Origin of the sequence: uncultured Methanobrevibacter sp. (genome assembly GCF_902764455.1) — an archaeon.
Taxonomy (GTDB): Archaea; Methanobacteriota; Methanobacteria; order Methanobacteriales; family Methanobacteriaceae; genus Methanocatella.
Map to the genome: position 1 here is coordinate 1 of NZ_CACWVY010000024.1, position 24731 is coordinate 24731.

Below are 24731 nucleotides of genomic sequence, written 5' to 3' on the forward strand. Positions count from 1 at the left end.
CCAATTTCTTATTAAATTTAACTGTTTTTAAACAGGATTAAAAGTTCATAACTAACTTTAATCAAAAAATTTTAAATCAACAAAGTTTTTGAAAGAGTCGATTATTGCTGTTGCAATTCCTGTTTCAACTATTGCAATTTTGTTGCAACTTCATTGCAATCCGATTGCAACTGCCAAAATTTTCAGGATGAAATGTGGAATCTGAGTTGCAATTATTGCAATTCTTTTTATATTTAATTGTTCAATATTTTTTAATATATTATAATAAAATTGAACAATTGTAATTTTAAGAAAGTTAAATTTAACGTCAGAGAGAAATTGCAATTTAGTTGCAATTTTCCATACATGAATTGCAATTTTGTTGCAATTAATTGCAATTTTCAAAATCCCAAATATCGATAATTGCAATTTTGACCCCATTTTCCTTGAAGTTGCAATTCATTATTTTGGTGTTGCAATTATTGCAATTGTGAATGTATGCACGAATGTATATAAATTATTGTACTACATAGCGAAAGTGCAGTATGTCAAGTGGCACATCAGTATGTCCAGACTACCCCCTATTTTCGCAAAATTGCAATACTGTAATATAATACATATATTGTAGTACAAGTATCATAATAATTAATCGTTTCTGCAAGCAAACAGCATACCTGGAAAAATGCCAGTTGCCGTTTCTTTTTTTCTCAAAATCTCAAAATTAAACAATTTTCAAGTTTTTGTGACGTTGTTCAAAAGTTGCAATTTTCAAAATAGTGTTGCAATTCCAGTTGCAACTGTTGCAATTTCTGTTGCAATAAAATTGCAATTAATTGCAATACCTATAAAATATAGTTGTGATAAAAATATGTATGTTAAGGATTTAGGTGAAATAGGATGGATGAAAAAACTCTTGAAAAAACAGACAAAGCTATTGGCAGGGAATTTGAAGTTAAGAAAAATACCGCCAATGCAAATAGGATTGGATTTCCAAATTCTGTTTTTGGAATTGGTGAAAAAGTCTATGTAATCTCTGAAGCTGAACACTTTGACTTAATGAAGCAATTAGATGAGATAGATGACTATAAAGCTAGAATCAAAGAACTTGAAGCTGACATTAACGATGAAGATTTGAAAGGTGAACTTCAGGAAAAAGATGCAATGATTTCAAATCTAAAAGCTAGAGTTGATAATCTTGGAAAAGAACTTGAAGATGCTAAAGCTCAGCCTAAAGTCTATGATAAAGATGAAATGGAAAAATTAAAAGAAGATCTTGAAGCTGCTAAGAGTCAAGAGAAGTATTGGAAAAATTCCTTTGAAGAAATGATTGGATCTTCAGATGACCTTGCAGCCAGAAATGAAGAATTGATTAAAGAAAACGATCAATTGAAAGATGCCAATAACAAGATCAATGAAACCAATAAATTGTTAAATGATAATATCATTGGTTTAAATGCTAGCTTTAAAGAAACTAAAAGCGAACTCCAATCCAGTTTCGACACAAAAGAAAAAGATTTAAGAGAAACCATTGAAAAACAACAAACACATATAGATGAATTAACAGAAAAAGTTCAATCTCTATCAATCCTTAAAGATTATATCTCACCTAAAGAACATTTTGAAGCACTTGAAGAACTTAAAGATAAAATTAAAGAAGTTGAAGTTGAACTCGACAAAACAAAAGCTGAAGTTGATATGAAACTTGCAACTCAGAAATCTGAAATTGATGTAAAGAATACTGAAGAAAAAGCACAAATGCTTTTAGCATATACTCAAGAATTAAATGCTCATAAATTGAAATATAATGAACTTGCAAAAGATTATAACCATTTACTTGGAGATGCAAGCTCATTATCAAGAACAAGTGTATTATTTAGTGGTAGGCACAAAACTATTGTTAAAGATAAAGAACCTGTAGAACTCGAAGAGATAGAGGTGGAAAAAGAACCTACAGAAACAATAGAATATGTACCTAAAGACCACGTTACCTTAATTTAACATTAACACTAACAATAGCTCATCCATTAATTTGGATGTGTTAATTTTATTTTCCTCGCCTATTTCATATTCAATAATGGAACCAACTATTTTGTCCAGAGATCTGTCCTGAATAGCTGAGAGGACTCTTAATTTTATGTGAGTTTCAGAAGTTACTTTAACGTTAATCCTTTTTCTAGGCCTGCCTTTTTTCAAAATCTTATCGTTAAGGTCGTAAGTGGAATTATCGGCATCTTCTTTTTTTAACCAGTCGAATCCTTCCTCAAACTCTTCAGCATTCTCAAATGCTCTTTTCACGTAATCAACAATATCTAATTCCTCGACTTTATTTTCCACAATAGCTGTAGCTATCTTTTCTAATGATGTATCTTTAGATGCTGCAATTACTTTTAACTTCTTGTGAGTATTTGGAAATATTTTAACAGTTATCTGTTTCTTAGGATTTTCAATATCGTCAATGTAGTCTTTTTTGAGCTCTTTGATATTGTTTTCTCTTTCCAGTTGTTTTGCTATTATTGCTTCATATTTTTCGTCATCCATGTTAATTTCCTCCTGAAGATTTTTTTCTAAATGTAGTTACTTTAATAATGTAATTACATTAATAGTGTTATTACATAATATGTTGTTGGTGATATATAAAGATTGTTGTCAATTCATAATAAGCTGTCCAACTCTGTTGGACAGGTTGCGACGGAACGAAGTGAGTCGCAATAGGTATATACTGAAGAATTAGATGTTGGTTGGGATAAAGCAACATTAACATTAACGTTTGATATTTCATTACTGGAAAAATAATTCTTTTACTGGAATGAATATTCTATGTTTTTGATAAGATATTTTTAATGTATCATCAATAGCTGTTAGATTTAATGGTGCAACATTAACATTAACGGAAGGGGTATTGGATTTGAATTTGTATTTTAACCCCCGATATATATGCACGAGTTTTAAAAAGTAGATTTCCATTAGTTAATGGTTGGCGTTAATGTCACGGTTATGGATCCATTCACGATGTTTTCCAATTGCAACATTAACAATAACATCAATAAGATCAAGTTCATCATTCTGTTTGAAATAGTATTGTGCAGGTCCTTCCAGCATCTGTCTTAAATCATAGAATGGTTTTGGTTTAATTGCATCTGGATGCATTAATCCATAGTTTTTCAATAGCTTGATGTTTTCAGTTTCGTATTTCTCTAATTTGGACTTCTGAACTTTAGTAGCTACTGTCTTTTCTTTTTTATCAAATATTTTAGCTATTTGAGATGAATCAATTAATATGCTAGATTCAATTAACAGCAATTGTATTTCTTTACCTTTGACTGTTATTGTTGCTGCATATGAATTTTCATTATCTAAAAATAATTTCATTTTATAGCCTCTACTATATATTATAGCTATTACCCGTTTATATTTTTTTAGAAATAGGTAGCGGGGAGAGGGTGATTATCCCCGCAGTTAAGGAATTTGGAGTCATTAAACTCTTAGCAGAAGATGTAGTGAAGAAAACAATTCAAAACTCCACTATATCAACCTGAGATAGTAATATTCTTTTCCCCCTACACGCATCTCTTAACGAAAGGGCAAATATTCAGGAGATTAAATTATGGCGTTTATGCTCTGAAATTACCTTTGATTATTCTATTTGGTGCGTTCATTAACACACCGACGGAGGAAAGTATGAATAGCTTTGTATACATAGGTAATTCATCACGAATGTCTTTTCTCATAAATTCAATTAATGGATAGAAATCGTACATCTCACCGTCAGGACCTAAAGGTGCAACGGTTGTTCCTGTAGTCCTGGAGTATAACAATTTCATTCCTGGATTAATGTAGTCCATACCAATATAGGTTTTATCACCCATTTCAGAACCACCATCACAGACAGCAGTTCCAAGGATATCAATATTATCAACACCGTAATAGCTTTTGATTAATTCTACCGGTTCAACTTGTCTATTGCTTGAAAATATATCTGATTTTAAAGTTGTTAATGATTTGTAGCTTACGGCCATACTGTTTAAGTTGGCATAGCTTCCGGCTGATTCTTTGAATTTTTCCTGAGCTTTGAGGATGGTCATACCGGTATCATCACTTGATTCAAAATCATATGTGGCAACTTTGGATGAGTTTTCAATCATGTCAATAGCTGCCTTTTCAATACTTCGGCCGATAAGAATACCTACATCCTGAAGCATGTCATTAACGGAGATTAAATTGGAATCAAGCATTTGAGCGGAAACGTTTAATACTCCACCGATAGTGTCAATGGAGATAGTTTCACTGATTGGTTTTCTCACGTTTAATTCCTGAAGGGTAGCACCTGGAGCAATGTCTTTAGCCTCTCCAAGCACGCCAGATTGAATAGCTTCCTCTATATTGACTCTTTGAGACATATAGGTATAGTATTGTGAATTTTCTTCTATCTCTTGCTTTGGAAGTAATCTGGTGAATTTCATCCATTTGGCTGAAGTGTCAGCAACAATTTGAGCCATTACTTCGTTTTGTACTTTAACATCATTTCCTTTTGTTATCATTTAGCGTATCCCTCCTATGGCCTGCAAGTACCTCTCAAAGCAAGTCCAGGTTTATTTAATAATATTCCTACTTTTGATTGTATAAATAATTTTGTATATTGAGGTAATTCATCGTAAATGTCTTTTCTCATTATTTCAATGAGCGGATAGAAGTCTGCAATGTTCTCGTCACTTGTAATAGGTGCAACAGTAGTTCCTGAAGATTTGGAGTACAATACTGTTAACGGTGCATTACGAAGATCAAATCCGATATAGTCCTTGTCACCTATTAATGATCCGCCGTCAGCTTGGGTTGTTCCTAAAAGATCGATATTATCAATACCGTAATATTCTTTAATATCTTCTACAGGCTGAACCAATTTATTTGAAGCGTAAGCTAATTGTTTAACATAGCTTAAAGTTTTGTATGACTCAGCCATTATTGTTAAGTCAGCGCCAGCACCAGCGTTACCTTTGAATGCTTCCTGTGCTTTGATAACAAATTTACCGTAAGCATCCATAGTATCCTGAGTTTCACTTGTATTATAGATAGGAACGTTTGGAGAGCTTGTTATGGTATCGTAAATGTTAAATTCAATACGATTAGCAATAACAGTAGCTACATCACCTAATAAATCTTCAAATGAAACAATATCACTGTCGAATACATCTTTATTAACGTTAAGGACACCACCAACAGTATCAATGGAAATAGTGTCTGTTACTGGTTTTCTAATGTTGAGTTCTTGTAAAGATGCACCAGGAGCAATGTCTTTAGCCTCACCAAGAAGACCTTTTTTAATAGCTTCATCAAGATTAATGTTTTGTCTAAAGTAAGTATAATAATCAGAGTTCTCTTTAATCTCTTGTTTAGGAAACAATCTAGCTAACTTCAATCTTTTTGCAGTTTCATCAGTAATAGTTTGAGCTATTACCTCATTTTGAACTTTGGTATTATTTCCTTTTGTAATCATTCATTATCACCTTATGTTTGGCCTGTGGTTCCAATATCGTATGGCCTGAATACTTCAATGTATTTGTAATCGTCAGAACTAGCTACAGGGTGCATTGCAATATATTCACCGTCTTCAGATTTAATAGCTCCAGTACTGCTTAAAGCTATTTTATCATTAACGGCAATGTTTGATAATCCACTAGCTAATTTTAATCTGAATAAATGGCCTAATACAAGAATGGATGTTTTTCTTTTACCACCAGTCATGGTAACTGGATCGTTAACTGCAATACCTAAAATAATTTCGCCTTCAGCTGCGGTGTATTTTTTAACTGTAGGTTTTCCAATGTCTGAGTTAGCTGATAATGTTACAGCGTCATCAACTTTGATTTTATTGCCTGCATACTCATATCCTGGTGTTTCTCCAGTTGGAGTTGTTACAGTAGTTGCAGTAATTGTACCTTCATCTAATAAGAAAGTTGTAACTTCTTTTCTTTCTTCAAGTAAAACAATTGTATCTGGCATTATTATTAGTCCTCCACTTATATTAAATATTATATAATTTATTATTTATGTTATATAAATATCTCTATATAATGGCTACTTTTTTTAATTTTGCGTGGAGATTAACATTAACATTAACGATTGACATTAACGGTTTAAAAATAGAATAGCTAAAGGATAGAATAGAAATAAGCCAAAAATAGTTGTTAAGGATAATTAGTGAAATTTAAATGACTTATTTCTATGGAAAACAAAAAGTCGGAATGATTTGCTTTCAATAATATATATGTTAATGATACTATAAATTATTTTCATCAGCAATAATAGCCTGCTCAGCCTCACCACTTTCAATCATGCCAATGGCCATATCAAATTCCCTTTTAATATCGCTGATTAGTCTTATTTCAGAATCCCAAACCTCATTTTCATGTTCTCGCGTAATGCCCCAGATACCTGCATCTAATTCGCCTTCAATTAAATCTTCAGCAAGTAACTCTTCATAAATTGAAAAGTATTTGACCTGAATCTCTTCACGTAATTTCTTTAGCTGCTCATAATCATTAATGAGATCTTCAACCTGAAGTTTATGTAATTTGAATCTGGCATGGTCATACATTAGCTTCATTTTTCTAAAGCTATCAAGAACTTCCTTTTCATCAACATCAAGTTCATCATATTTTTTTATTCTATCGTTATTCATAATAATCACTATGTATTATATGAATAAACGATTATAAATGCTTTTTGATATAAGTCCAAGGCAATATTGCCCTCACCTTGTAATTTTACCGACTTAGAGCAATATTTATATGAAAAGGTAATTATTATAAAAAAATAGATTAATCAGCATTAATGTTTTTAACTAGCTCATCCCCTTTGGGAGTTAGTCTATATAGTCTACCCTTTCTAACTTCCGGATTAATACATTCAACTAGTTCATGAGCTTTTAATTCAGATAAAACTTTTGAAATATGGTTTTGTCTAATTTCTGAATCTTTAGCTATTTGAGAAGGAATCTTTACATCATCTTCTAAAGCTTTCATTACTTTTTTCCTATATTTGGATATTTCTACATAGCTAATTTCTTTTAACATTTCATCTGATATTTCCATATATGATCACTTTATTCTATGTTAAATGTAGTAATTAGTTTATTTCTAAAAAAGTCGGATAAATCATCTTCTAAATTTAAAATATAATTAACATCTTTTGCTTCTTTAACTTCATCGTATAATCCATATTTTTTTCCAAGGTCTAAAATAAAATTACAATATTCTTCTGAAAAGAATTCTCCAGTGTCGGAATTTCTTTTACTTAATTCATTAGAAGCACCAAATTTTTCAAAGAAATTAATAATATCATCTACTATTGAATTTTGATTATTATCATCCATTATTTCATTCCTTATATACTCACTTATTAATAATTTAATAATTAATTAGATTTATATCTTACCGAACACAAAACTACATTCAAAAGCCCCATATAGACTGTGAAGATATATGTCAAATTATCATTTTTTTCATAAAAAGGATTTGGAAAGAATTCTTGATGAATGCCTCAATAAAACATTAGGTGAAGTTGATTCTAATAATATTTTTGATAGGACAAAGATACATCCTAAGATTACAGGAATAGCTGGAGATGTTATTGAACAATCTGTATTAGGTTATCCTCCAGATACTAGACAAGAACCTGATTTGGATGTTGATGGTGTTAAAGTAGAATTAAAGACAACTGGTATTAAATATAAAAAGAATAAAACCGAATTTGTTGCTAAAGAACCTATGAGCATTACTGCCGTTTCACCAGATGTTATTGTTGATGAAACTTTTGATGATTCAAATTTCTGGCATAAACTAGCTCACTTATTATTTGTTTATTATTTATATGATTCACCAACTACCGTTAAAGCAGCAGGGTATGCAAACTTTCCAATTAAGGGATATCAATTTTATGAATTCAATTCTGAAGACACAGAGATATTAAAAAATGACTGGACTATAGTTAGAAACTTTATAAGATACTTACAGGATGAATTTGATAATTATGAAGATGAATATCCAAGGATATCCTATGAATTACGACCAAAGTTAATGTATATTGATACTGCTCCTAAATGGCCGCATAAACCTAGATTTAGATTAAAGAGAACTGTTGTATCTTCAATTATACAAGATCACTTTGGTGAAACTCTCGAACAACTACCTAAAACATATACATCTTATTCTGAAATTGATGAAACCTGTCACAACTTAACAGAACAATATAAAGGAAAATCAATTCAGGAACTTATTGATTTATTGAATATTAATGTTAAAACCGTTAATAAGTCTATTGGTGAACAGATTATTGTTAAGATGTTTGGTGGAACCTCTAAAAAAATGCAAGGCATAAAATTATTTAGTAAATTAGGTATTATGGGTAAAACATTAACATTAACGGAAAGAGGATTAAGAAAAGAAGATATGAAGCTATTCACTATTGATTTTAGCGAGTTTAGTGAAGATATTGAATTCGAAGAATCACAATCTTATGATTACTTCGCTAATAATCGATTTTTATGCATAATATTCCAAAGACCTCATGCTAAAGCAAAATGGAATGAAAATAACTTTTTAGGATTTAAAATGATCACGTTTGATGAAGAATTCATTGAAAATGATGTTCGTAAAACTTGGGAAAGAATTAAAGATCTTGTTGTTAATGATAAATTAGAGGATGTTATTGTCCTGGACAAAAATGGACAACCACGTAAAAATAGAAGTGGAAATATTATGAGTGCCCCTAATTTCCCTAAGAGTTCAGAAGGAAATGTTTTTGTTAGAGGAACTAGTTCAACATCAGACGTCAAACCATTGACATTAAATGGAATTAAAATGTATAGACAACAAATGTGGGTCAAAGGACTTTATATTGTTGAAAAATTAGATAGTGAAGATTATATTTAAGATAATAGCTAATCTTCCTGTTCAACGATTTTTTCTAAATGTTTTCCTAGCTTTTGAACAATACCAACAACTAAAGCATTACCCATCATGAAATATCTTCTTCTTTCGGTCATGGCTTTAGATTCAACGTTAGTCCAGTTATCTGGGAACATTTGAATCCTTTCAGTTTCAACAGGAGTTAATGTTCTATATATATCATTTTCCTCATCAACGCCAATTATATGGGAACTTCTATTTGTTGTGCTTTCACTAGTAAGCATTGTTCTTGCAGGAACATCTAATTTATCTGGAAATGCAATAGCTCCTTCAGAATAACAATAAGTTTCACCGTTTGGTTTTTTCCTTTCAATTCTTTTAGAACCTTTTAGATATTTCCATTTTTCAAGTTTTTCAGGAGATATAATATATTTTTCATCAACATTATTTTCAAGAATATCTCCCAATGTTTTATATTCACCAAAGTAATTAGGTTCAACTTTATATGTATGAATGTCTCCATTAATCATGCATCCGGCATTCAGGAATGGAAATTTAAATTCTTCGCTGATGTAAACGATGTCTTCATATTTAGATATGTTTTCATTGTCATCACCTAATTCAGCATCGCTTATTGGGAAAGTTGATGCGAAAATACCCTCATTATAGATAATTTGTTTTGCTGGAATATTAACCATCTTTTTAAAATAATTTGTAGATTCATGATATGCGAAAATAAATACTCTCCTCCTTCTTTGAGGAAAACCATATTCTGCTGCATTAATTACTCTCCATTCAACAGCATAACCATTATCAAGAAATGACCTTAACATTACTCCAAAGTCACGGCCTCTTTGAGTTGAAGGTGATTTAAGTAATCTATCTACATTTTCAAGTAAAACGAATGAAGGAGTTCTAGCTTCTAAAACTTTAGCTATATCCCACCATAATACACCTTTCTTGCCTTCAATACCTTTTTCATTTGATAAAGACCTTGCTACAGAATAATCTTGACATGGAAATCCGCCAACTAAAAGAGTATGTTCTGGAATTATATCTATCTCATTAGTAGTGATTTCATTAATATCTTTACATACATGATTATCAGATTCGCCGAATCTTTCACAATAACAATCAAATGCAGCTTGTGTTTTAGTGGATGGTTCCCATTGATTAGCCCAAACGAAATCCCAATTAGGTTTTTCTGTAACTTCATTACCGTCAAAAGTTACCTCATTAAATCCACAACGGAATCCTCCAACACCTGCAAATAATTCAACGACAGTTTTATCCATATTAATTTCTCCGACATCTATTATATTTATTTAACAACTATATTAATAATTAACGAGATCATTTGAAAAGTATTTTAATTGAAAAATCAAATAAAATAATAAGATTGAATTCAAATTTTAAGGGTGAACATTAATGGACGATCTAGAAAAAATACATAACACAATAGATATTATTGCAGAAGACCCAAGAGTTAATGTTTCTAAAATAGATGATTACACATTTAATATTGTTATTGATGGAGAGTTAATGGATTCATTTGACAAACTTGGAGAAATTCAAAGTAAGTTAGAAGAAAGTTGTTCTGATGAATACTCACTTAAAACTATCTATGGCGATGGACAAGATGCAAAATTAATTTTAGAAAAGAACTAGCTATGGAGCTATACCATGACAGACGTTTTTGAAAAAAATAATATTGAATTACCAACTATCGAAGATGCAGATAAAATGGATAATCCACCAATTGTTGCACGCTTTACCAATGGTGATTGGGATTGGTATGTTCTAGCTGGTGAAAAACTTGATAATGGAGATTATCTATTATATGGCCTTGTAGATGGAATAGAAAAAGAAATGGGAACATTTACTTTAAGCCAAATAAAAGATGTTTCAGCCACATTAACACCTGACTTTGACAGTATTGGCTTATATGATTTAAAAAGCCAATTATGAACTTCTTACAAAATAAATAGTATCGTTATCATATGAAGGTAGCGCATCATATGCTGCCTGAGTCATGAATCTGAATTTACCGAAAACACCATAATCAACACCCATATAAACAGGCCCTGAAGATTTAGCTAAATACATCTGAATATCACCAGAATGTTTTAATGGAATTACACTGTATGGATCAAGACTTTCAGTATCCCAGGAACTTCCATTATATTCTTTAATGACCATTACTGAGCTTGTTACAATAGCTACACGATAACCTGCACTAACGCCCGTTGGTAATGTATTTGTTGTTCTTATTTCATCAACTGGCAATTTCCATCCAGCTTCCTCATCACTACCTACACCTGTATCACCTTTAGGACCGGTTTCTCCAGTGGCTCCCGTATTTCCTGTATCGCCTTTTAATCCTTGAGGTCCAGTATCACCAGTGTCTCCTTTATCTCCAGTTGCACCAGTATCACCTTTCGCACCTGTATCTCCAGTATCCCCTTTGGCCCCCGTATTTCCTGTATCGCCTTTTAATCCTTGAGGTCCAGTATCACCCATATCACCTTTAGGACCGGTTTCTCCAGTATCTCCTTTATCCCCAGTTGCACCTGTGTCTCCAGTATCGCCTTTAACACCTGTATCTCCGGTATCACCTTTGGCTCCAGTGTCACCTGTATCTCCTTTTATGCTTCCTACGTTTTCCCAAGCATTTCCATTCCAAACATAAAGGGAGCCGTTGACTAAATAGCAGTCCCCAGAATTACCAGTTGGATGGTCGTGTATTAATTCCTCGTAAGTATTATACGAACCTTTAATATTAAGACCAGCACCAGTAGCACCGGTGTCCCCAGTTTCGCCAGTTGCCCCGGCCGGACCAGTATCTCCAGTAGCTCCTGTTGCTCCAGTTTCACCTCTAGGTCCTGTGTCTCCTTTTTGTCCAGTTGCTCCAGTCTGACCCGTGTCTCCTGTATCGCCTTTCGCACCAGTATCTCCTTTATCACCTTTTTCACCTGTGTCCCCTTTATCACCTTTATCTCCTTTTATGGAACCCGCACTCATCCATTCGTTTTCATTATCATTCCAGTAGTATAATTCGCCGTCTACAAGATATGCATCTGTAGCATCTCCTGTTGGATGTTCAGCTATTAATTCTTCATATGTTGAATAGCTGCCTTTTATTGTTGTTCCAAGACCTGTATCACCAGTATCTCCTTTCGGCCCTGTATCACCTTGTACTCTTCCGATTTCAATCCAGTTTGTTGTCTCTACCATATTATCACCTTATTGGAGTTTTTATTTCAACCTCTTTAATGGTAAATTTACTTAAATAATTACCCCATGATTGTTGTACATTTCCGAAATGCAGTGGTTTAGTTTTATCCACATCAGAGTATGGATTATCGTATATGTATGATTTTAGGAAATATACAGTTGATATTAATTCATTGTTTTCATCATATAGTTTCATCACGTAATTCTCATCTTCAGGATTATTTGTAAATATTACACTATACTCAGCATTCTTTTCAAGAGTTACAGAACTGTCTGATATCGTATAGAGGTCTTCCAAGTAATCACCAATGCCTAAAATTCCCGGCTTTGAACCTATTACTCCAATGTAGACTCCGCCAATTCCATCTGTGTTGACACAGAAGCCAAAGCCACCATAATTATAATACCCGTCTATTTTGAATTTGAATTTGATTTGCATTGGATCATTGTAATATACAGGGCTTCCTTGTTTGACTAGTGCTCCTATGAAAATTGGATCTTCAAAAAAACTTGGCTCACCAGTTAAATAAAACTCTCCTGCATTGTCACTAGCTAAGCCTACATTTTTTGCAGCATATGCATTAATGAAATTGCTTTCAAAGTCAGAAGATATATCAGCTATTGATTCATCAGATAATGTCTCCCAGTAAGTTCCGCATGGAGGTATTGGCTCTGATTTACAGGCTGAAGAATTGTAAGGAAGAAAAACTTCAATAAAATTATATTTATCTGAATCTTCTACAGGATGCATTGCAAAGCATGTTCCTGCATCATTAACGACCGCTCCATTTGGTGTTAATGCTATTCTGTCTTTAACATTAATGTTTTTAATTCCACTAGCTAGTTTAAATCTAAATATATGGCCTAGAATTAAAATAGCCGTTTTTCTTTTTCCTCCAGTCATTGTAACTGGATTGTTAACGGCAATGCCCATGATTAAGCAGTCCTCATTATCTTCACAGTATCTTCTCACATGAATTTTTCCTATTTGAGATTTGCTTGATAGAGTTACAACATCTTCAGCATGAATCTTTACTCCGGAATAATCATAAGCTTTAACACTACCGCTTGGAATAACATTAACGGTTTCCGTTATATCTCCCTCATCTAATAGGAATGTTGTAATCTCTTTTCGCTCTTCCAACAAAACAATTGTATCGTCCATAATTATCACGCTTCATATGTCCATGGTTCTACACTTATGCTTTCCCATTGAATGTGTCCTCCTGCATCATAAATCATTATTGCAGGATAAAAAGTATTGAATGTTATTTTATCACTTATATCGGCATCATATGTGAAATCATATGTACTGCCATGCCTTATTGTAGCTTTAACATGTCCATTATCAAAATACAAATCAAAATAATACATTTGAGAATCCAATGTTAATTGTCCGGTTGTAATATTAACATCCCGCACTACATGATCAGAAGTAGAATATTTCAATCCTTTTTTACCAGGATATGCTCCAAGTTCAAGAATCTTTGTATCACGATAATGGCTTAATGAATTTGAATTGACTAAAGCTATTGCATCACCCCATCCAGAATTACTATCCTTTTTCTGAAAAATAGCTGCCTGTATATGTATTCCATTTGTCCCGCCAATACCGTTGGAGTATACTTTAGGTATTGCCATTACAACACTACCAGTTCCAACAGCTTTAGCAAGATTATAAACTTCATAATAGCTCACAGAAGTTACATTAAATGTATGTGTGGTGCTTGTCGGATATTTTACAATATCATAGCTTCCGGTATTGTAGTCCCAAGCATAATCATCAAAGCTTACAAATGGAACGCAAGTGTAATTAATATTAATCACTTCTTTTCTTCCGACTCTGCAGACTACTGTTCCTGTTGCATTCTGAACATACTGCACTGTAACAGATGAGACCCCATTACTGTTTGTTCTAACGGTACTGTGAGTTCCATTAATCCACCAGTCAACAGGGACATTACTGTCTTCCAGTGTTACGCTGTATGTAAATCCCTCTGGAGCCACTACAGTTGATTTTACCGTGGAGACGATTGTTACACCAAACATCATGACCAACCGTTCTGCAAGCTCAAATATTGTGAGACTATTATCCCACCAGATATTATACTCTGTTAATTTGTTTCTGAGTTTAGTTCTAACTGCTCCAAGCCTTGTGTTTTCTAAAATAACATTACTGGCTATGCTCACATTAACACCTCCACTTATTCTGGTTCATAATATATTTTAGTAGCTTTTGTAAGACAGGTCGTGTGGCTGCTTGTTTTGTAGGCGTCACTGCCGTATGCTCCAAAGACTATCTCGTCTGAATTCCATGTATTGAATGGATCCCATGTTCCTGACATTATTTCATTGTTGTTATTGTCCTTGAAAAGATAGTTCATTTCATAGTCATCACCTTTTTCAAGTATCATTGTTCCTTCAGGAAATGGATCATCACCTGCAACTGAACTTCTTGGAACACCCCATCCTCCGTCAAATGAAAAGACTCCAGGATATCCTCCAATAGAACCTATGAATGTACCGACATATCCATCAGCATTATAATCTTTAACCAATCCGGATTCTGAATAGTTTGCATCTATCATGAATCCTATTCCCATCAGTCCATTCCATCCATCTGTTATTTCGAATTTTGATTCAATCCTCCATCCGTTATTGTCACCATAATAATAGGTTCCCGGCGAAGTGTTGAATTTACCAAATGTGGCCGTATAATACCATCCGTCTTCCTGGAACTGGTTTTGAGTAGTGTCACTGATATAGGTTACATAATAATTTCCATTATTGGCACTTGACCATGCTGCAGAGCTGATATTCGACATCTTATATAATGTTCCTAGCTTGCCTGCAGTATTTGGATTAACATTAACATCCGTTTGAAATATTGGAAGAATCACATACCTGTCAATCAGCTGACTGATACTGTCTGATTGATCATAGCTGATTCCTGCATTTGTCAAACCGGCTCTTAGATTATTTCTTAATGTTGTTAATCTTGAATTCATTGTCTGTTCATTAGCTAGGATTTGTGAAAAGTCTGGAGGAGTGAAACTCATTTTAATTAGCTCCCGAGTAAGTTAAGATTAGATGTTTGTGTGGATGTTATTGTTCCAATACTTGTTTGAATATTTTGAATAGCAGTAGCTACCGGTGCATTCTTGATTGCGTTAGTGTTATCTGTTGTATCTAAAGAGCTTGCAAGATTAACAGGGCCAGTTGCTCCAGTAGCTCCGGTAGCACCAGTTGCACCTGTTGCGCCAGTAGCACCTGCTGCTCCTCTGATTGAAACTCTTGATGTTGATACTGCTGAAGTTCCTGAGATTGATGTTATCTGATATCTGTAATAGCTGTAGACAATTATATCTCCGACCTTTGGAGAAAATCCAGTAGGTCCTACAAGCTTTGTTGTATCGAATGTATAATTTGGAGTTGTTGGTGCAGTAGTTGTTGTCCAGATTGCATTTGATTTTTCACCTGTTGCACCAGTATCTCCTTTAGCACCAGTATTTCCAGTATCACCTTTTAGTATTCCTACATTTACCCATGCCATTGTTTATCACCTTTTGTTTGTTTTAAAAAAAAAGGAAGTACACCCGTTAATAGGTAGTACTTCCTACAGGGATTTATGGAATTGAAAATTATTGATAAACGTAAAGCTCTCCATTAACGAGATATGCATCTCCTGTTGTTCCTGTTGGATGAGCTGCAATTAAATCAGCGTAACTTGCATAAGACCCTTTGATAATTGTACTGTATCCTTGAGGTCCTCTATCACCAGTATCGCCTTTATCGCCTGTATCACCTTTATCACCAGTATTGCCCGTATCACCTTTGGCTCCAGTGTCTCCAGTATTTCCTTTATCACCTTTATCACCAGTATCGCCTTTGGCTCCGGTATCTCCCTTATCACCTGTTACGCCTTGAGGTCCTCTATCACCAGTGTCTCCTTTATCACCAGTAGCACCAGTTGCTCCGGTATCGCCTGTATCTCCTTTTGCTCCTGTATCTCCTTTAAGACCAGTTGCACCTGACATATCTGTAACGAAGCTGAAGCTATTTGCACCTTTCAAGTATAGCTTTGCATTATCGGGATCTTCAACTGTTGATTGAATAGCTACAAACATTCCTTCAGGAACATTAGCTGCATCAGCATTCATTGCTATTACACTTTCATATGTCCTGTATATTGAGAATGGATCTCCAGTATCACCGGTTGCACCTGTGGCACCAGTGTCACCTTTGGCTCCAGTATCTCCGGTATCACCTTTATCACCAGTTGCACCTGTTGCTCCAGTATCGCCTTTTTGTCCTGTATCTCCGGTTGCTCCAGTTTTTCCAGTGTCACCTTTAGCACCTGTATCTCCTTTATCTCCTTTTTCACCAGTTAATCCTGCTAATTGTTCTGGTGTGAAGTCTGAATATTCAAATGCTTTTCCTGTATCACCGGTATCTCCTTTATCACCAGTGTCGCCTTTCGGCCCTTTTATCATACCAACGCTTTCCCATGCCATGTATAAAACACCTCTATTAATTTAATCTCTATGCCAAACGAATAATTCACCATTTACTAAGAATGCATCCCCTTCATTTGCAGTTGGATGTGCTGCTATTAATTCTTCGAAAGTATCATAAGACCCTAAGATAACAGTAGCAGCACCTGTATCTCCGGTGTCTCCTTTCTCTCCTTTACCTCCAAGACTTATTTGGAAACAATTGACATACTCATATTCATCCGAATCATTAACGGGATGAAATGCTATGAATTGACCTTCATTATCAACAATAGCTCCAGCTGATGTTAATTTGATTCTATCACCAGGTTTAACCGTTTGTGATGATGAAAGTTTCAATCTGTAAAGTCCACCTAAAAGAAGTACTCTTCCTTTTCTATCCCCGTTTGTCATTACAACAGGTTCATTAACAAGGATACCAACAGGAACTTCAATGCCTGTGAATTTCTTTAAGCATTCACTTCCTATTGTTGATTTTTCAGAAATACAAAGTATATCATCAACCATACATTTGTCGGAGTATTCAAATCCAAGATTACTGCCCGTTGGAGTTATTACATCATCGACTAATGTTTTAGCCCCATCATCCAATAGGAATGTGGTAATCTCTTTTTGCTCTTCAAGTAAGACAATTGTATCAGTCATGTTTATCACATTAATATTTCGAATATATGATTTCCTTTAACATCCGGATTGCATTTAACATTAAAGCCATTTCCATTAGCTAGATTGCAAAAATATAAATCTTCAGACAATACTGTATCATTAGAATAAGTTACGAATTTAAAATATGGATATGGAAGATGATGAAAGATATCTACCTTGATTAATGCAATTCCAAGGCCACCGCCTTTAACTTCAATTGGTCTAGGCACTTCATTGATCATTGTAGTGCCTGTGATGCAGTTGTTATCGTTGAAGTCTTTTCCGAAAGTATAGATTATTGTTTGATCTGATTTTGTTCTCTTGCGATAATACCATCCAAGGGCAATATCTGATTCACATTCCAATAGCTTAACTAATGTGTCTGATGGAAGCTGGATGTCTGAATCTACCATTAACACATAATCATAGTTTCCGGCCATTGCATTTTTAGCTATTTGATTTCTTGCTTTAGCGCAATCATAACCTCTGACATAATCAAAGTAAAGAGTATAGCCTTCAGGTCTTTTAAGGCCGTATATGCTTTTGAAACATTCTGGTTTGATGTTTTCAAATGTTGGAACTGCAATCAATATTTTCATTGTTCTTTCTCCAGCTTTTCTATTCTCTCTTCCAATTCATCCAAGTTAATCTGGTCTTCTTTCTCATATCTATATTCATAAAAGTCAATTGCTGTAACAATAACAATAGCTACAGCAAATGGTATTAGTCCTTCCAGTAAAGCATATTTGGTTGCATTGGTCATTATGATGTTGATAGCTACAGCCGTTAATACGGCACTTGATATTGTTTTGGTAAAGTTACAAAGGAATATCTTCTTTTTTAATCTGTTCATGATAACAATATCCTCCAAAGAAGCTTATTGCTTTTCAGGACAACCCAAAACTTTTTTAGTTTGTTTTTTAGCGTCTTCAACATCGCCTTCTCCTCTTATCCTACTTGCATAATGGCTAGCTATACCTAACACTATCATTAGGATACAGTAAGGAACAGTATTTTCACTAATGCCTAACGCTTCTGAATATAACATGATTACTGGAATAGCAGTGACTAAAAATGAAGTTAATATGTCAATATCCTTTCTATTGGCTTCTAACCATTCATAAATCATTACTGTTTACCTCCTCGACAAATGGCTCATTAGTATGACTTAAAATTATACCGTCCACGCAAATCTTTTCTTCAGTCCTGTATACTTCCTCTGCGTTTTCTTCTATGCTCATCCAGGATTCGTATTCCTCGATTGTATCAAAGTATTTTATGTATTTCATTGTGCCTCCCAAGTAATTGAATAATATAAAATACCATCTTCAATTTTAAATGATATTACGGGTTTTACGGCATAAGGATAACCACTATCGACGTATTTAGTTCCGTTCCAGTAAAACCAGTGACCTGTTGATTGGTCAATGTATGGTCCTTTGTTTTCTAAAGTTCCGACTAGTTTCCTTATTGTCATAATAACAACCTCGCTATAATATTATATGTTTTATTATATATTTTATTATTTTGTTTATATAAAGTATACATTTTGACCATCATCACAACCTTCCCATTCCATGTATAACTTGTTATCTTCCCAAACGAACCGTACATCATTAACAATAGCTACATCCGGAAGTTCACAATAAGTAACACCGTCAGCATCTTTAACATAATTGGCCTGCGCCATAATATTGGATTCTGAAGGTATGATCATATTAACGACATGAGTTATTTCATCCTGTTCAAAGGAACAGTCAGCAAGATCAATACAGTTCTGAGATTCAGGATACATTTCAATCTCAGACATTTGTCTATAAACTCTGATATAATCAGTAGTTTCGTTTTCCGTTAGATTAACAATGGATAACAGTCTTAAGTCATGGCCATGTTCAGGATTGCACTCTCCGTCACTGTCAATGTAAATTCTAGTGTTCGGCAATATTTCCTTTGGTGTTGGCCGTTTCAATTTTAGCCTGAAGACGTCTCCAAGCACGGCCACAGTAACTAATGTATGGCCTGAAGACTTAATCTGAACCTTACCTAAAAGATAACCAAATGCTAAATCACCTTCTTTGGCTTTTCTAACAATTGTATGCTGCATTGTGGATGATTCATCTAACGTTACCATCTCACCTACTCCGCATTGGTTTTCTGAAATCCATGCCGTATGTTCATCATTAACGTAAGTCCTTTCGCCCTCATCCAATAAACAGGCAATAACATCCATCTTTTCTGAATGCTCCAGTCCTGTTGGATATCCACGGCCGTGTCCTATTGTTGAATTAACATCATAATCAATAATCATCTTAAAACACCCAATCCCAATTCTTGTTTTTTATTTTGTCTGGAATGTGAAGTCCCGTATCACTCATTGTTTCATCATTAGCGTCCCACATTAACGTTGAGCCTCTGTAGGCCTTAGTGTATTCATGACTTCCTTTATATAATCTGATTCCAGTTTTAGAATCTTTTTCCGTTACTGTTATTGTTGGAATATCGTTGAATGCAATAATAGGTGATGGAAATACCAATAGCCATTTTAAATCAAAGTAATTGAAACTTGATAATTCTGAATCTTCATAAAATGTTGCATCAATCATTACCTCATGATAACTTGTTTGATGAACCTGCGTTGGATTGTTTCTTATAAATCCTTCTAGATAATCAGAACTAGCTGAGAATCCACTTCCTGCTCTCATATGATAATGGTATTGTTTCCAATCTCCTTCCTCATCCGTTCCTGAATTATATGCGTCCCATGATGAAGACATTACTAAATCACTGACACCATCAAGTAAACAATATTGTTTTTCCTGTCCGGTCATTATGGAACTAACTTTCAAATCTTCTTGATATGGCGTGAAATTATAATCTGTCTGCATAAACGTAGATAATAATTGTTCATCATCACCATATGGATAGTTAAAAGAATCATAAGCAGTAATAGCTCCACTTGCTCTTTTGAATCTGGCAAAAACTACCCTACCATTTGCAGCGGATTGGCCAGATAAATTTTTGGTACATAAACATGAAACTTCCATTGGAACAAAACGTGAACGTATCACTTTTCCTGAATCAATTGCATCATTTTCTACACTTAAACCTTGACATGTTTCAAAAAAATCTGAGTATGTATCATTGTTTGCATCAAAAAATTGAACCTCACCGCCAGTTGATAAAGTGCTGCTGAAGGTTGTTGATCTATCATAAACATCCAGCAATAGCTTAGTTGTTTGAGAAATTTTTCCAACAGGAATTCTTACCAGGATGCATGCAGGTTTGGATCCATAAGATGGAAGGTATAATACATTACATTCTGTGTTGTCCAGGGTTTTGATCTTTAGATTTTTCAAATCACTTCTGAATAAACTTGAATAAGAACTACTAGATAACGAATCTAACAATATATAATCATAGTTTGATGAATAGCTACTGCTCCTTTCAGTGTAATTACTCATTACAATATTGATTTGTAATTCCGTTTGCAATGTCATACTTTAACTTATATTATCTCTTTTATATAAAATATATAATAAACAAAGTAATATTTGACATTAACATTAACGATTCCATATTCGGATTTTGTTTTCCCCTGCACTTTGATATATATGCACGAGTTGAAAGAAAGTCCAACATTAACACCCCTGCCGTTAATGTGACAATCCTTATCAGATAATTAAAACTATAATTCTACTTTTGATTTAATTAACATTAACGTTAACATTAAAGATAGCTGAACCAGAACCAAAATCGACATTAACATTAACGTTTGGAGATTTAAAAGTTGTTTTCCCTTGCACTGCGATATATATGCACGGGTTGAAAGAGAATCAACATTAACATTACCGTCCGTTAATGTGAAATTCACTTCAGAAAATGAAAAGTAAAAAGTAGCTATGGATGATAATGACACTAACATTAACATTAACATTAACAATAGCCATGGCCAAATCCAGATTAACATTAACGCCAGCCATTTGTTAATAGAAACTTGTTTTTGAAATGTAGTTGATGTATATGCATAGTTGAAATGTAATTTGTTTTTTAATATCCTTGCCGTTAATGTAATACAGATACAATTATATTGTATACATTACATTTTGATTTGTTTTAATTAACAGTAACATTAATTATTTGATAGGTTAATGTTGTGCGAAAAATAGTCATAATGAATTATTAGTTTTGGACCAATCCACCTTGCCATACCCACGTTATAAGCGAGCCAATTCGCCCCACCATAACCACGCCGACCCGAGGCCGACCAACGGGAGGCCGAAGTGGGAGGCGTGGTATAGGTGGGGTGAATAGAATTGGCGAGCAATACTATAGGGAGGAACCGACCATTTATCGGTCGGTTCCGTAAGTCATCATTGAATAAAAAGAGTTTACTATAATCAGCATAGCATTATATGCAGTCCGACCTTTAGGTCGGACTGGATGCCTTGAGCGTAAGCGAAAGGCCAATACTATAGACCTAACAATAATGGCAATGTCAGGTCCCGAGGAATGGGGGCTTGTCCCCCATTCCGAGTTTATGGATTTGGAATATTATAGTTTGTCAGATTTAAGAACCGACCCTTTAGCGGTCGGTTCGAGGTTATGAAAGTATATGCTAAACATTATTTTGCATTGTGCTATCATGGGTAATCTAAAGGGGGGCTTGTCCCCCCTTAGTTTAGGCATTAAGGGTTACAATGCACGGTGTTTAAGGGAGAGCGTGAAAATGTAAAAAGCACTCTCCCCACCAAATAATCAAAGAGTGATTCAATGAAAATCTATAGCTCAAGTGTAAAAGTAACTAAAAAACACCGTCATAGCTATATTCTAGTTCTATTGAATCCCATGTCCTTTAAAATTTTATTATATTCTTCACGAGTAGTAAAAGAAGGTGCATCCTCATCTCCAGTACTTCCAGTTGCGCCAGTCTCACCAGTATCTCCTGAGTTTGAGGGATTTCTACCACCTGGTGCGGAACCGTCATTACTAGCTTCAATTTTTATTCTTCTCTCAGCAAGTTTTTCCATCAGTTCCATATCAACGTCACCGGATAATAGCTTATCAATAATTTCCTTATCCTGCTGATTCTCATTATAGTTAAAGTTATACTTAGCTTCGTATTCCTTAATCTTTCTTTCATTTTCAGCTTTACGCAACTCAGATAATTCTTTTAAGATATCTTCTTTAGAATCTAAAAATTCTTTATCCTCTTCAATAGCTTTTTTAATTTCTTCATATTTTTCAGATTCTTCTTTTAGATTTTTAATTTCATCCTGAAGCTTTCCAATCTCTGCATCTTTACCTTGAAGTTTCTCCAATAATAAAGTAGTTGCTACATTAGCGTCTTTGCTTGGAGGCTGAGGTTGTGGCTGCGGAGCAGGTGCGGGATTTCCAGTCTCACCAGTATCTCCTGTATCTCCAGTTATATCAGAATTCAACAGGGTAATTTTTCTAGGGCTTTTTGTAACGCCAACATCAATTAAACTCATAGTATCAATTCCAAATGCATCTCCTTTATCTTTCAATAAAACATCAACTTTAGGAGATAGACCTTTTCCTTCCATATCAAGTTCATCCGGAACGTCAATGAATAGCTTGCCGTTCTCATAGCAGATATTATTTCCAATGCCAATATAGACTCTATCGTGTTCTTCCGTTAGTGGAATTCCTCCACGATAGTTTTCAGCTATTAGCTTTAGATCATCTTCAGTCCATTCAACAGGTTTATTTAGGCGATCGTCTAAGTCAGAATAATCATAGGATCCGACTTCAAAAAGTTCATGTTTCATAATAATCACACTTTATTATATTATTTATTATTTATTTTATTATTTTATTTATATAAATATATATTAAACTTCCATTCCCATGTCTCCGAAAATTCTCTCTCCGACTGGTTGCTCCTCTTCAAAGTTACTTAAATAGTTTTCATAAAGTTCCTCACCTTCAGCTGAAAGTTCTGCAATGTATCTTAATACATCATCTCTTGAATAGCTGAAGTAAACATTATAACTATCTTTAACACCCATTATATCCAGTTGCCTTTTCAATAATTCATTGCAATGCTTTAATACCCATTTCTGGTCATTAGCAACATTAACAATAAATCCTGTAATAGCTGAATCGTTAATGTATTCGGCCACGTTCTGGTTAGATTTTTCATTACCTGCCTGTGACTGTGGAGTTACAAAAGTTCTTAAAATATTATTTCTAAAGATTTCCGTTTGTCTTGTATAGTCAGACTGGTAGTTATTACCCCCAAGTATTTTAGATTCAATTCCTGGAGGAACAATAGCTACATTACTTCCGGCCGTTGTTCCATAATCAGCATATAAGTTTTCTTTGGCTGTGGATGAAAGTTCAGTAATTATTGGCTGACCGTTTGCATCAAGTCCCGGCTTAACTTCAATAATATTATCCTTATTAATTCTCTCCACCTGGTTTCTCTCCAAGTTACACTTATGATAGATATCATCAAGACAGTTCAGGATAATGCTTTGCGCTTCAGAATATATTTCATTATACATGAAGTTAATAACCTCTTCAGGCTCATACTTAACCGTTAATGTTCCCTCTTCAACACTTACAAAATTATTAAAGTCTTCAGGAGTTCCATTAACAACATCCTTAGGCATTTCATGAAGGTATAGCTGCACTTCATTATCATCATTGAATTCCTTTTTAAGGCCGTAACCGTGTGCGCCGATTTCTAGAAATACCGGCTTAATATATTTGCCGATATCTTTATCCCAACGCTCAACCGGTTTAATTAAACCCTCTCCATCCACCATTCCGCCTTGCAGAATATTTTTCGCAACCTGTGAAATATCTATCTTTCTGGACCATAAGATCAAAGTCAGTTTCTGTTCCTGAGAAAGTTTATTGTCCTTGTCCACCAGGATCATATTAACATTAGCTTTATCAATTCTGTTTTTCAAAATTCCTGAAGTATAACCGTCAAGTTTAACAGCATATCTGGCATTAGCTATTGTCTTATTAATTACCGGAGGAAGTGCATCAATCAAATCAAGGCCAGTGTTAATGCCGTCTGTTCTAGGCTGTCTTTCATCCTCACCCCAATAGCTGCGCTTAGTATTGTACTGCTCAACACGGTTATTCAATAATCTAGTTTTAATAAAATCAGTAATGCCCATATTAACCATTTCCAATAGTTACTCTGAATAAGTTTTCAATATCTGTACTATAGAATCTCCTAAGTTCAAAATCAGTATACTCCAATAGCTTTTCTAATTCATGGCTGATTCTTAAATCAGATAAGTCACCGTCATAGTCAAGTTCTATGAAAAGTCTTTTCATTAGATTTACTCCTCCAGCAATTCTCTCAAGTCAAATTTTTCATCTTTCAATAAACGATAACATCTGTATACTAAGTCTACCATCAACAAACTAACGAATGCATTTATTATAATCAATCCAACAAGAATACCTATTAATT

The 24731-nt window shown here is 34.1% G+C and carries 31 protein-coding genes; 4 read left to right on the top strand and 27 right to left on the bottom strand.

Going from position 1 to position 24731, the window contains the following annotated elements; genetic code table 11:
* The first annotated feature begins 876 nt into the window (after positions 1-876).
* On the top strand, positions 877-1977 hold the full coding sequence (locus QZU75_RS08555; protein WP_296883030.1) for a hypothetical protein: 1101 nt from the start codon (positions 877-879) through the stop codon (positions 1975-1977).
* Here QZU75_RS08555 and QZU75_RS08560 read toward each other — a convergent pair.
* The 9 genes from QZU75_RS08560 to QZU75_RS08600 form a co-directional block, all read right to left on the bottom strand.
* The gene (locus QZU75_RS08560) at positions 1969-2517 is read right to left on the bottom strand and encodes a hypothetical protein (protein WP_295614637.1); all 549 of its coding nucleotides are present in this window, start codon (positions 2515-2517) and stop codon (positions 1969-1971) included. The two genes, QZU75_RS08555 and QZU75_RS08560, sit on opposite strands and share 9 nt — an antisense overlap.
* Before the next feature lie 240 nt (positions 2518-2757).
* Positions 2758-2919 (bottom strand): hypothetical protein, encoded by a 162-nt coding sequence (locus tag QZU75_RS08565; protein WP_296883032.1) that lies wholly within the window; start codon positions 2917-2919, stop codon positions 2758-2760.
* A gap of 27 nt (positions 2920-2946) precedes the next feature.
* Positions 2947-3348, bottom strand: coding sequence for a hypothetical protein (locus tag QZU75_RS08570; RefSeq protein ID WP_296883034.1), 402 nt, complete (start codon positions 3346-3348; stop codon positions 2947-2949).
* A 242-nt stretch (positions 3349-3590) separates the two neighbouring features.
* Positions 3591-4517 (bottom strand): hypothetical protein, encoded by a 927-nt coding sequence (locus tag QZU75_RS08575; RefSeq protein ID WP_296883035.1) that lies wholly within the window; start codon positions 4515-4517, stop codon positions 3591-3593.
* 14 nt (positions 4518-4531) lie between these two features.
* Positions 4532-5470 carry a hypothetical protein gene (locus QZU75_RS08580; protein ID WP_296883037.1) on the bottom strand — a complete coding sequence of 313 codons (939 nt, stop codon included), beginning with the start codon at positions 5468-5470 and terminating at the stop codon, positions 4532-4534.
* A gap of 11 nt (positions 5471-5481) precedes the next feature.
* Positions 5482-5976, bottom strand: coding sequence for a hypothetical protein (locus QZU75_RS08585; protein ID WP_296883038.1), 495 nt, complete (start codon positions 5974-5976; stop codon positions 5482-5484).
* A gap of 277 nt (positions 5977-6253) precedes the next feature.
* On the bottom strand, positions 6254-6655 hold the full coding sequence (locus tag QZU75_RS08590) for a hypothetical protein (RefSeq protein ID WP_296883040.1): 402 nt from the start codon (positions 6653-6655) through the stop codon (positions 6254-6256).
* Positions 6656-6794: 139 nt separating this feature from the next.
* Positions 6795-7067 (bottom strand): winged helix DNA-binding protein, encoded by a 273-nt coding sequence (locus QZU75_RS08595; protein ID WP_296883041.1) that lies wholly within the window; start codon positions 7065-7067, stop codon positions 6795-6797.
* An 11-nt stretch (positions 7068-7078) separates the two neighbouring features.
* Entirely contained in the window at positions 7079-7348 is a 270-nt protein-coding gene (locus tag QZU75_RS08600; RefSeq protein ID WP_296883043.1) for a hypothetical protein, read from the bottom strand.
* Positions 7349-7457: 109 nt separating this feature from the next.
* On the opposite strand from QZU75_RS08600, the gene QZU75_RS08605 reads away from it, so the two are divergent.
* Positions 7458-8906: a MutH/Sau3AI family endonuclease gene (locus tag QZU75_RS08605; RefSeq protein WP_296883044.1), complete on the top strand. Its 1449-nt coding sequence runs from the start codon at positions 7458-7460 to the stop codon at positions 8904-8906.
* Positions 8907-8914: 8 nt separating this feature from the next.
* Here the strand turns inward: QZU75_RS08605 and QZU75_RS08610 are convergent, their stop codons facing one another.
* On the bottom strand, positions 8915-10177 hold the full coding sequence (locus QZU75_RS08610) for a DNA cytosine methyltransferase (protein WP_296883046.1): 1263 nt from the start codon (positions 10175-10177) through the stop codon (positions 8915-8917).
* Between the two features lie 133 nt (positions 10178-10310).
* Here QZU75_RS08610 and QZU75_RS08615 point away from each other — a divergent pair, with 133 nt between their 5' ends.
* Both QZU75_RS08615 and QZU75_RS08620 read left to right on the top strand, forming a co-directional pair.
* The gene (locus QZU75_RS08615; RefSeq protein ID WP_296883048.1) at positions 10311-10550 is read left to right on the top strand and encodes a hypothetical protein; all 240 of its coding nucleotides are present in this window, start codon (positions 10311-10313) and stop codon (positions 10548-10550) included.
* A gap of 15 nt (positions 10551-10565) precedes the next feature.
* Positions 10566-10850, top strand: coding sequence for a hypothetical protein (locus tag QZU75_RS08620; RefSeq protein WP_296883050.1), 285 nt, complete (start codon positions 10566-10568; stop codon positions 10848-10850).
* On the opposite strand, the gene QZU75_RS08625 is transcribed toward QZU75_RS08620, so the two are convergent.
* From QZU75_RS08625 to QZU75_RS08705, 17 genes are all read right to left on the bottom strand, one after another.
* A complete protein-coding gene (locus QZU75_RS08625) occupies positions 10845-12116 on the bottom strand; it encodes a hypothetical protein (RefSeq protein ID WP_296883051.1) in 1272 nt (423 codons plus the stop codon). The two genes, QZU75_RS08620 and QZU75_RS08625, sit on opposite strands and share 6 nt — an antisense overlap.
* 4 nt (positions 12117-12120) lie before the next feature.
* On the bottom strand, positions 12121-13281 hold the full coding sequence (locus QZU75_RS08630) for a hypothetical protein (RefSeq protein ID WP_296883053.1): 1161 nt from the start codon (positions 13279-13281) through the stop codon (positions 12121-12123).
* Between the two features lie 5 nt (positions 13282-13286).
* Positions 13287-14306 carry a hypothetical protein gene (locus QZU75_RS08635; RefSeq protein WP_296883055.1) on the bottom strand — a complete coding sequence of 340 codons (1020 nt, stop codon included), beginning with the start codon at positions 14304-14306 and terminating at the stop codon, positions 13287-13289.
* Positions 14307-14320: 14 nt separating this feature from the next.
* On the bottom strand, positions 14321-15175 hold the full coding sequence (locus QZU75_RS08640) for a hypothetical protein (protein ID WP_296883057.1): 855 nt from the start codon (positions 15173-15175) through the stop codon (positions 14321-14323).
* 5 nt (positions 15176-15180) lie between these two features.
* Positions 15181-15669 (bottom strand): hypothetical protein, encoded by a 489-nt coding sequence (locus QZU75_RS08645; protein WP_296883059.1) that lies wholly within the window; start codon positions 15667-15669, stop codon positions 15181-15183.
* Between the two features lie 88 nt (positions 15670-15757).
* The gene (locus tag QZU75_RS08650) at positions 15758-16630 is read right to left on the bottom strand and encodes a hypothetical protein (RefSeq protein WP_296883060.1); all 873 of its coding nucleotides are present in this window, start codon (positions 16628-16630) and stop codon (positions 15758-15760) included.
* Between the two features lie 21 nt (positions 16631-16651).
* Positions 16652-17275 (bottom strand): hypothetical protein, encoded by a 624-nt coding sequence (locus QZU75_RS08655; protein ID WP_296883061.1) that lies wholly within the window; start codon positions 17273-17275, stop codon positions 16652-16654.
* Positions 17276-17280: 5 nt separating this feature from the next.
* A complete protein-coding gene (locus QZU75_RS08660; RefSeq protein WP_296883063.1) occupies positions 17281-17874 on the bottom strand; it encodes a hypothetical protein in 594 nt (197 codons plus the stop codon).
* Positions 17871-18128 carry a hypothetical protein gene (locus tag QZU75_RS08665; protein WP_295591720.1) on the bottom strand — a complete coding sequence of 86 codons (258 nt, stop codon included), beginning with the start codon at positions 18126-18128 and terminating at the stop codon, positions 17871-17873. The genes QZU75_RS08660 and QZU75_RS08665 overlap by 4 nt, the downstream gene beginning before the upstream one ends.
* Positions 18129-18152: 24 nt before the next feature.
* Positions 18153-18404, bottom strand: coding sequence for a hypothetical protein (locus tag QZU75_RS08670; RefSeq protein ID WP_295591722.1), 252 nt, complete (start codon positions 18402-18404; stop codon positions 18153-18155).
* Positions 18394-18576, bottom strand: coding sequence for a hypothetical protein (locus QZU75_RS08675; protein WP_296883065.1), 183 nt, complete (start codon positions 18574-18576; stop codon positions 18394-18396). Before QZU75_RS08675 ends, QZU75_RS08670 begins: the two co-directional genes overlap by 11 nt.
* Positions 18561-18752 carry a hypothetical protein gene (locus QZU75_RS08680; RefSeq protein ID WP_295591724.1) on the bottom strand — a complete coding sequence of 64 codons (192 nt, stop codon included), beginning with the start codon at positions 18750-18752 and terminating at the stop codon, positions 18561-18563. Before QZU75_RS08680 ends, QZU75_RS08675 begins: the two co-directional genes overlap by 16 nt.
* A 54-nt stretch (positions 18753-18806) precedes the next feature.
* A complete protein-coding gene (locus QZU75_RS08685; RefSeq protein WP_296883067.1) occupies positions 18807-19583 on the bottom strand; it encodes a hypothetical protein in 777 nt (258 codons plus the stop codon).
* Position 19584: 1 nt separating this feature from the next.
* Positions 19585-20772: a hypothetical protein gene (locus QZU75_RS08690; RefSeq protein ID WP_296883069.1), complete on the bottom strand. Its 1188-nt coding sequence runs from the start codon at positions 20770-20772 to the stop codon at positions 19585-19587.
* 1323 nt (positions 20773-22095) lie between these two features.
* On the bottom strand, positions 22096-23064 hold the full coding sequence (locus QZU75_RS08695) for a hypothetical protein (protein ID WP_296883070.1): 969 nt from the start codon (positions 23062-23064) through the stop codon (positions 22096-22098).
* Between the two features lie 63 nt (positions 23065-23127).
* Complete coding sequence (locus tag QZU75_RS08700) at positions 23128-24438, bottom strand: hypothetical protein (RefSeq protein ID WP_296883071.1); 1311 nt, start codon at positions 24436-24438, stop codon at positions 23128-23130.
* Positions 24431-24592 carry a hypothetical protein gene (locus tag QZU75_RS08705; RefSeq protein WP_296883073.1) on the bottom strand — a complete coding sequence of 54 codons (162 nt, stop codon included), beginning with the start codon at positions 24590-24592 and terminating at the stop codon, positions 24431-24433. Before QZU75_RS08705 ends, QZU75_RS08700 begins: the two co-directional genes overlap by 8 nt.
* Positions 24593-24731: the final 139 nt, after the last annotated feature.

What these genes read in the sequence shown, in the direction of transcription:
- QZU75_RS08555 (WP_296883030.1), top strand. Translation starts at nt 877, where the DNA reads ATGGATGAAAAAACTCTTGAAAAAACAGACAAAGCTATTGGCAGGGAA.
- QZU75_RS08560 (WP_295614637.1), bottom strand. Translation starts at nt 2,517, where the DNA reads ATGGATGACGAAAAATATGAAGCAATAATAGCAAAACAACTGGAAAGA.
- QZU75_RS08570 (WP_296883034.1), bottom strand. Translation starts at nt 3,348, where the DNA reads ATGAAATTATTTTTAGATAATGAAAATTCATATGCAGCAACAATAACA.
- QZU75_RS08575 (WP_296883035.1), bottom strand. Translation starts at nt 4,517, where the DNA reads ATGATAACAAAAGGAAATGATGTTAAAGTACAAAACGAAGTAATGGCT.
- QZU75_RS08580 (WP_296883037.1), bottom strand. Translation starts at nt 5,470, where the DNA reads ATGATTACAAAAGGAAATAATACCAAAGTTCAAAATGAGGTAATAGCT.
- QZU75_RS08585 (WP_296883038.1), bottom strand. Translation starts at nt 5,976, where the DNA reads ATGCCAGATACAATTGTTTTACTTGAAGAAAGAAAAGAAGTTACAACT.
- QZU75_RS08590 (WP_296883040.1), bottom strand. Translation starts at nt 6,655, where the DNA reads ATGAATAACGATAGAATAAAAAAATATGATGAACTTGATGTTGATGAA.
- QZU75_RS08595 (WP_296883041.1), bottom strand. Translation starts at nt 7,067, where the DNA reads ATGGAAATATCAGATGAAATGTTAAAAGAAATTAGCTATGTAGAAATA.
- QZU75_RS08600 (WP_296883043.1), bottom strand. Translation starts at nt 7,348, where the DNA reads ATGGATGATAATAATCAAAATTCAATAGTAGATGATATTATTAATTTC.
- QZU75_RS08605 (WP_296883044.1), top strand. Translation starts at nt 7,458, where the DNA reads ATGTCAAATTATCATTTTTTTCATAAAAAGGATTTGGAAAGAATTCTT.
- QZU75_RS08610 (WP_296883046.1), bottom strand. Translation starts at nt 10,177, where the DNA reads ATGGATAAAACTGTCGTTGAATTATTTGCAGGTGTTGGAGGATTCCGT.
- QZU75_RS08615 (WP_296883048.1), top strand. Translation starts at nt 10,311, where the DNA reads ATGGACGATCTAGAAAAAATACATAACACAATAGATATTATTGCAGAA.
- QZU75_RS08620 (WP_296883050.1), top strand. Translation starts at nt 10,566, where the DNA reads ATGACAGACGTTTTTGAAAAAAATAATATTGAATTACCAACTATCGAA.
- QZU75_RS08625 (WP_296883051.1), bottom strand. Translation starts at nt 12,116, where the DNA reads ATGGTAGAGACAACAAACTGGATTGAAATCGGAAGAGTACAAGGTGAT.
- QZU75_RS08630 (WP_296883053.1), bottom strand. Translation starts at nt 13,281, where the DNA reads ATGGACGATACAATTGTTTTGTTGGAAGAGCGAAAAGAGATTACAACA.
- QZU75_RS08640 (WP_296883057.1), bottom strand. Translation starts at nt 15,175, where the DNA reads ATGAGTTTCACTCCTCCAGACTTTTCACAAATCCTAGCTAATGAACAG.
- QZU75_RS08645 (WP_296883059.1), bottom strand. Translation starts at nt 15,669, where the DNA reads ATGGCATGGGTAAATGTAGGAATACTAAAAGGTGATACTGGAAATACT.
- QZU75_RS08650 (WP_296883060.1), bottom strand. Translation starts at nt 16,630, where the DNA reads ATGGCATGGGAAAGCGTTGGTATGATAAAAGGGCCGAAAGGCGACACT.
- QZU75_RS08655 (WP_296883061.1), bottom strand. Translation starts at nt 17,275, where the DNA reads ATGACTGATACAATTGTCTTACTTGAAGAGCAAAAAGAGATTACCACA.
- QZU75_RS08660 (WP_296883063.1), bottom strand. Translation starts at nt 17,874, where the DNA reads ATGAAAATATTGATTGCAGTTCCAACATTTGAAAACATCAAACCAGAA.
- QZU75_RS08665 (WP_295591720.1), bottom strand. Translation starts at nt 18,128, where the DNA reads ATGAACAGATTAAAAAAGAAGATATTCCTTTGTAACTTTACCAAAACA.
- QZU75_RS08670 (WP_295591722.1), bottom strand. Translation starts at nt 18,404, where the DNA reads ATGATTTATGAATGGTTAGAAGCCAATAGAAAGGATATTGACATATTA.
- QZU75_RS08680 (WP_295591724.1), bottom strand. Translation starts at nt 18,752, where the DNA reads ATGACAATAAGGAAACTAGTCGGAACTTTAGAAAACAAAGGACCATAC.
- QZU75_RS08685 (WP_296883067.1), bottom strand. Translation starts at nt 19,583, where the DNA reads ATGATTATTGATTATGATGTTAATTCAACAATAGGACACGGCCGTGGA.
- QZU75_RS08690 (WP_296883069.1), bottom strand. Translation starts at nt 20,772, where the DNA reads ATGACATTGCAAACGGAATTACAAATCAATATTGTAATGAGTAATTAC.
- QZU75_RS08695 (WP_296883070.1), bottom strand. Translation starts at nt 23,064, where the DNA reads ATGAAACATGAACTTTTTGAAGTCGGATCCTATGATTATTCTGACTTA.
- QZU75_RS08700 (WP_296883071.1), bottom strand. Translation starts at nt 24,438, where the DNA reads ATGGTTAATATGGGCATTACTGATTTTATTAAAACTAGATTATTGAAT.
- QZU75_RS08705 (WP_296883073.1), bottom strand. Translation starts at nt 24,592, where the DNA reads ATGAAAAGACTTTTCATAGAACTTGACTATGACGGTGACTTATCTGAT.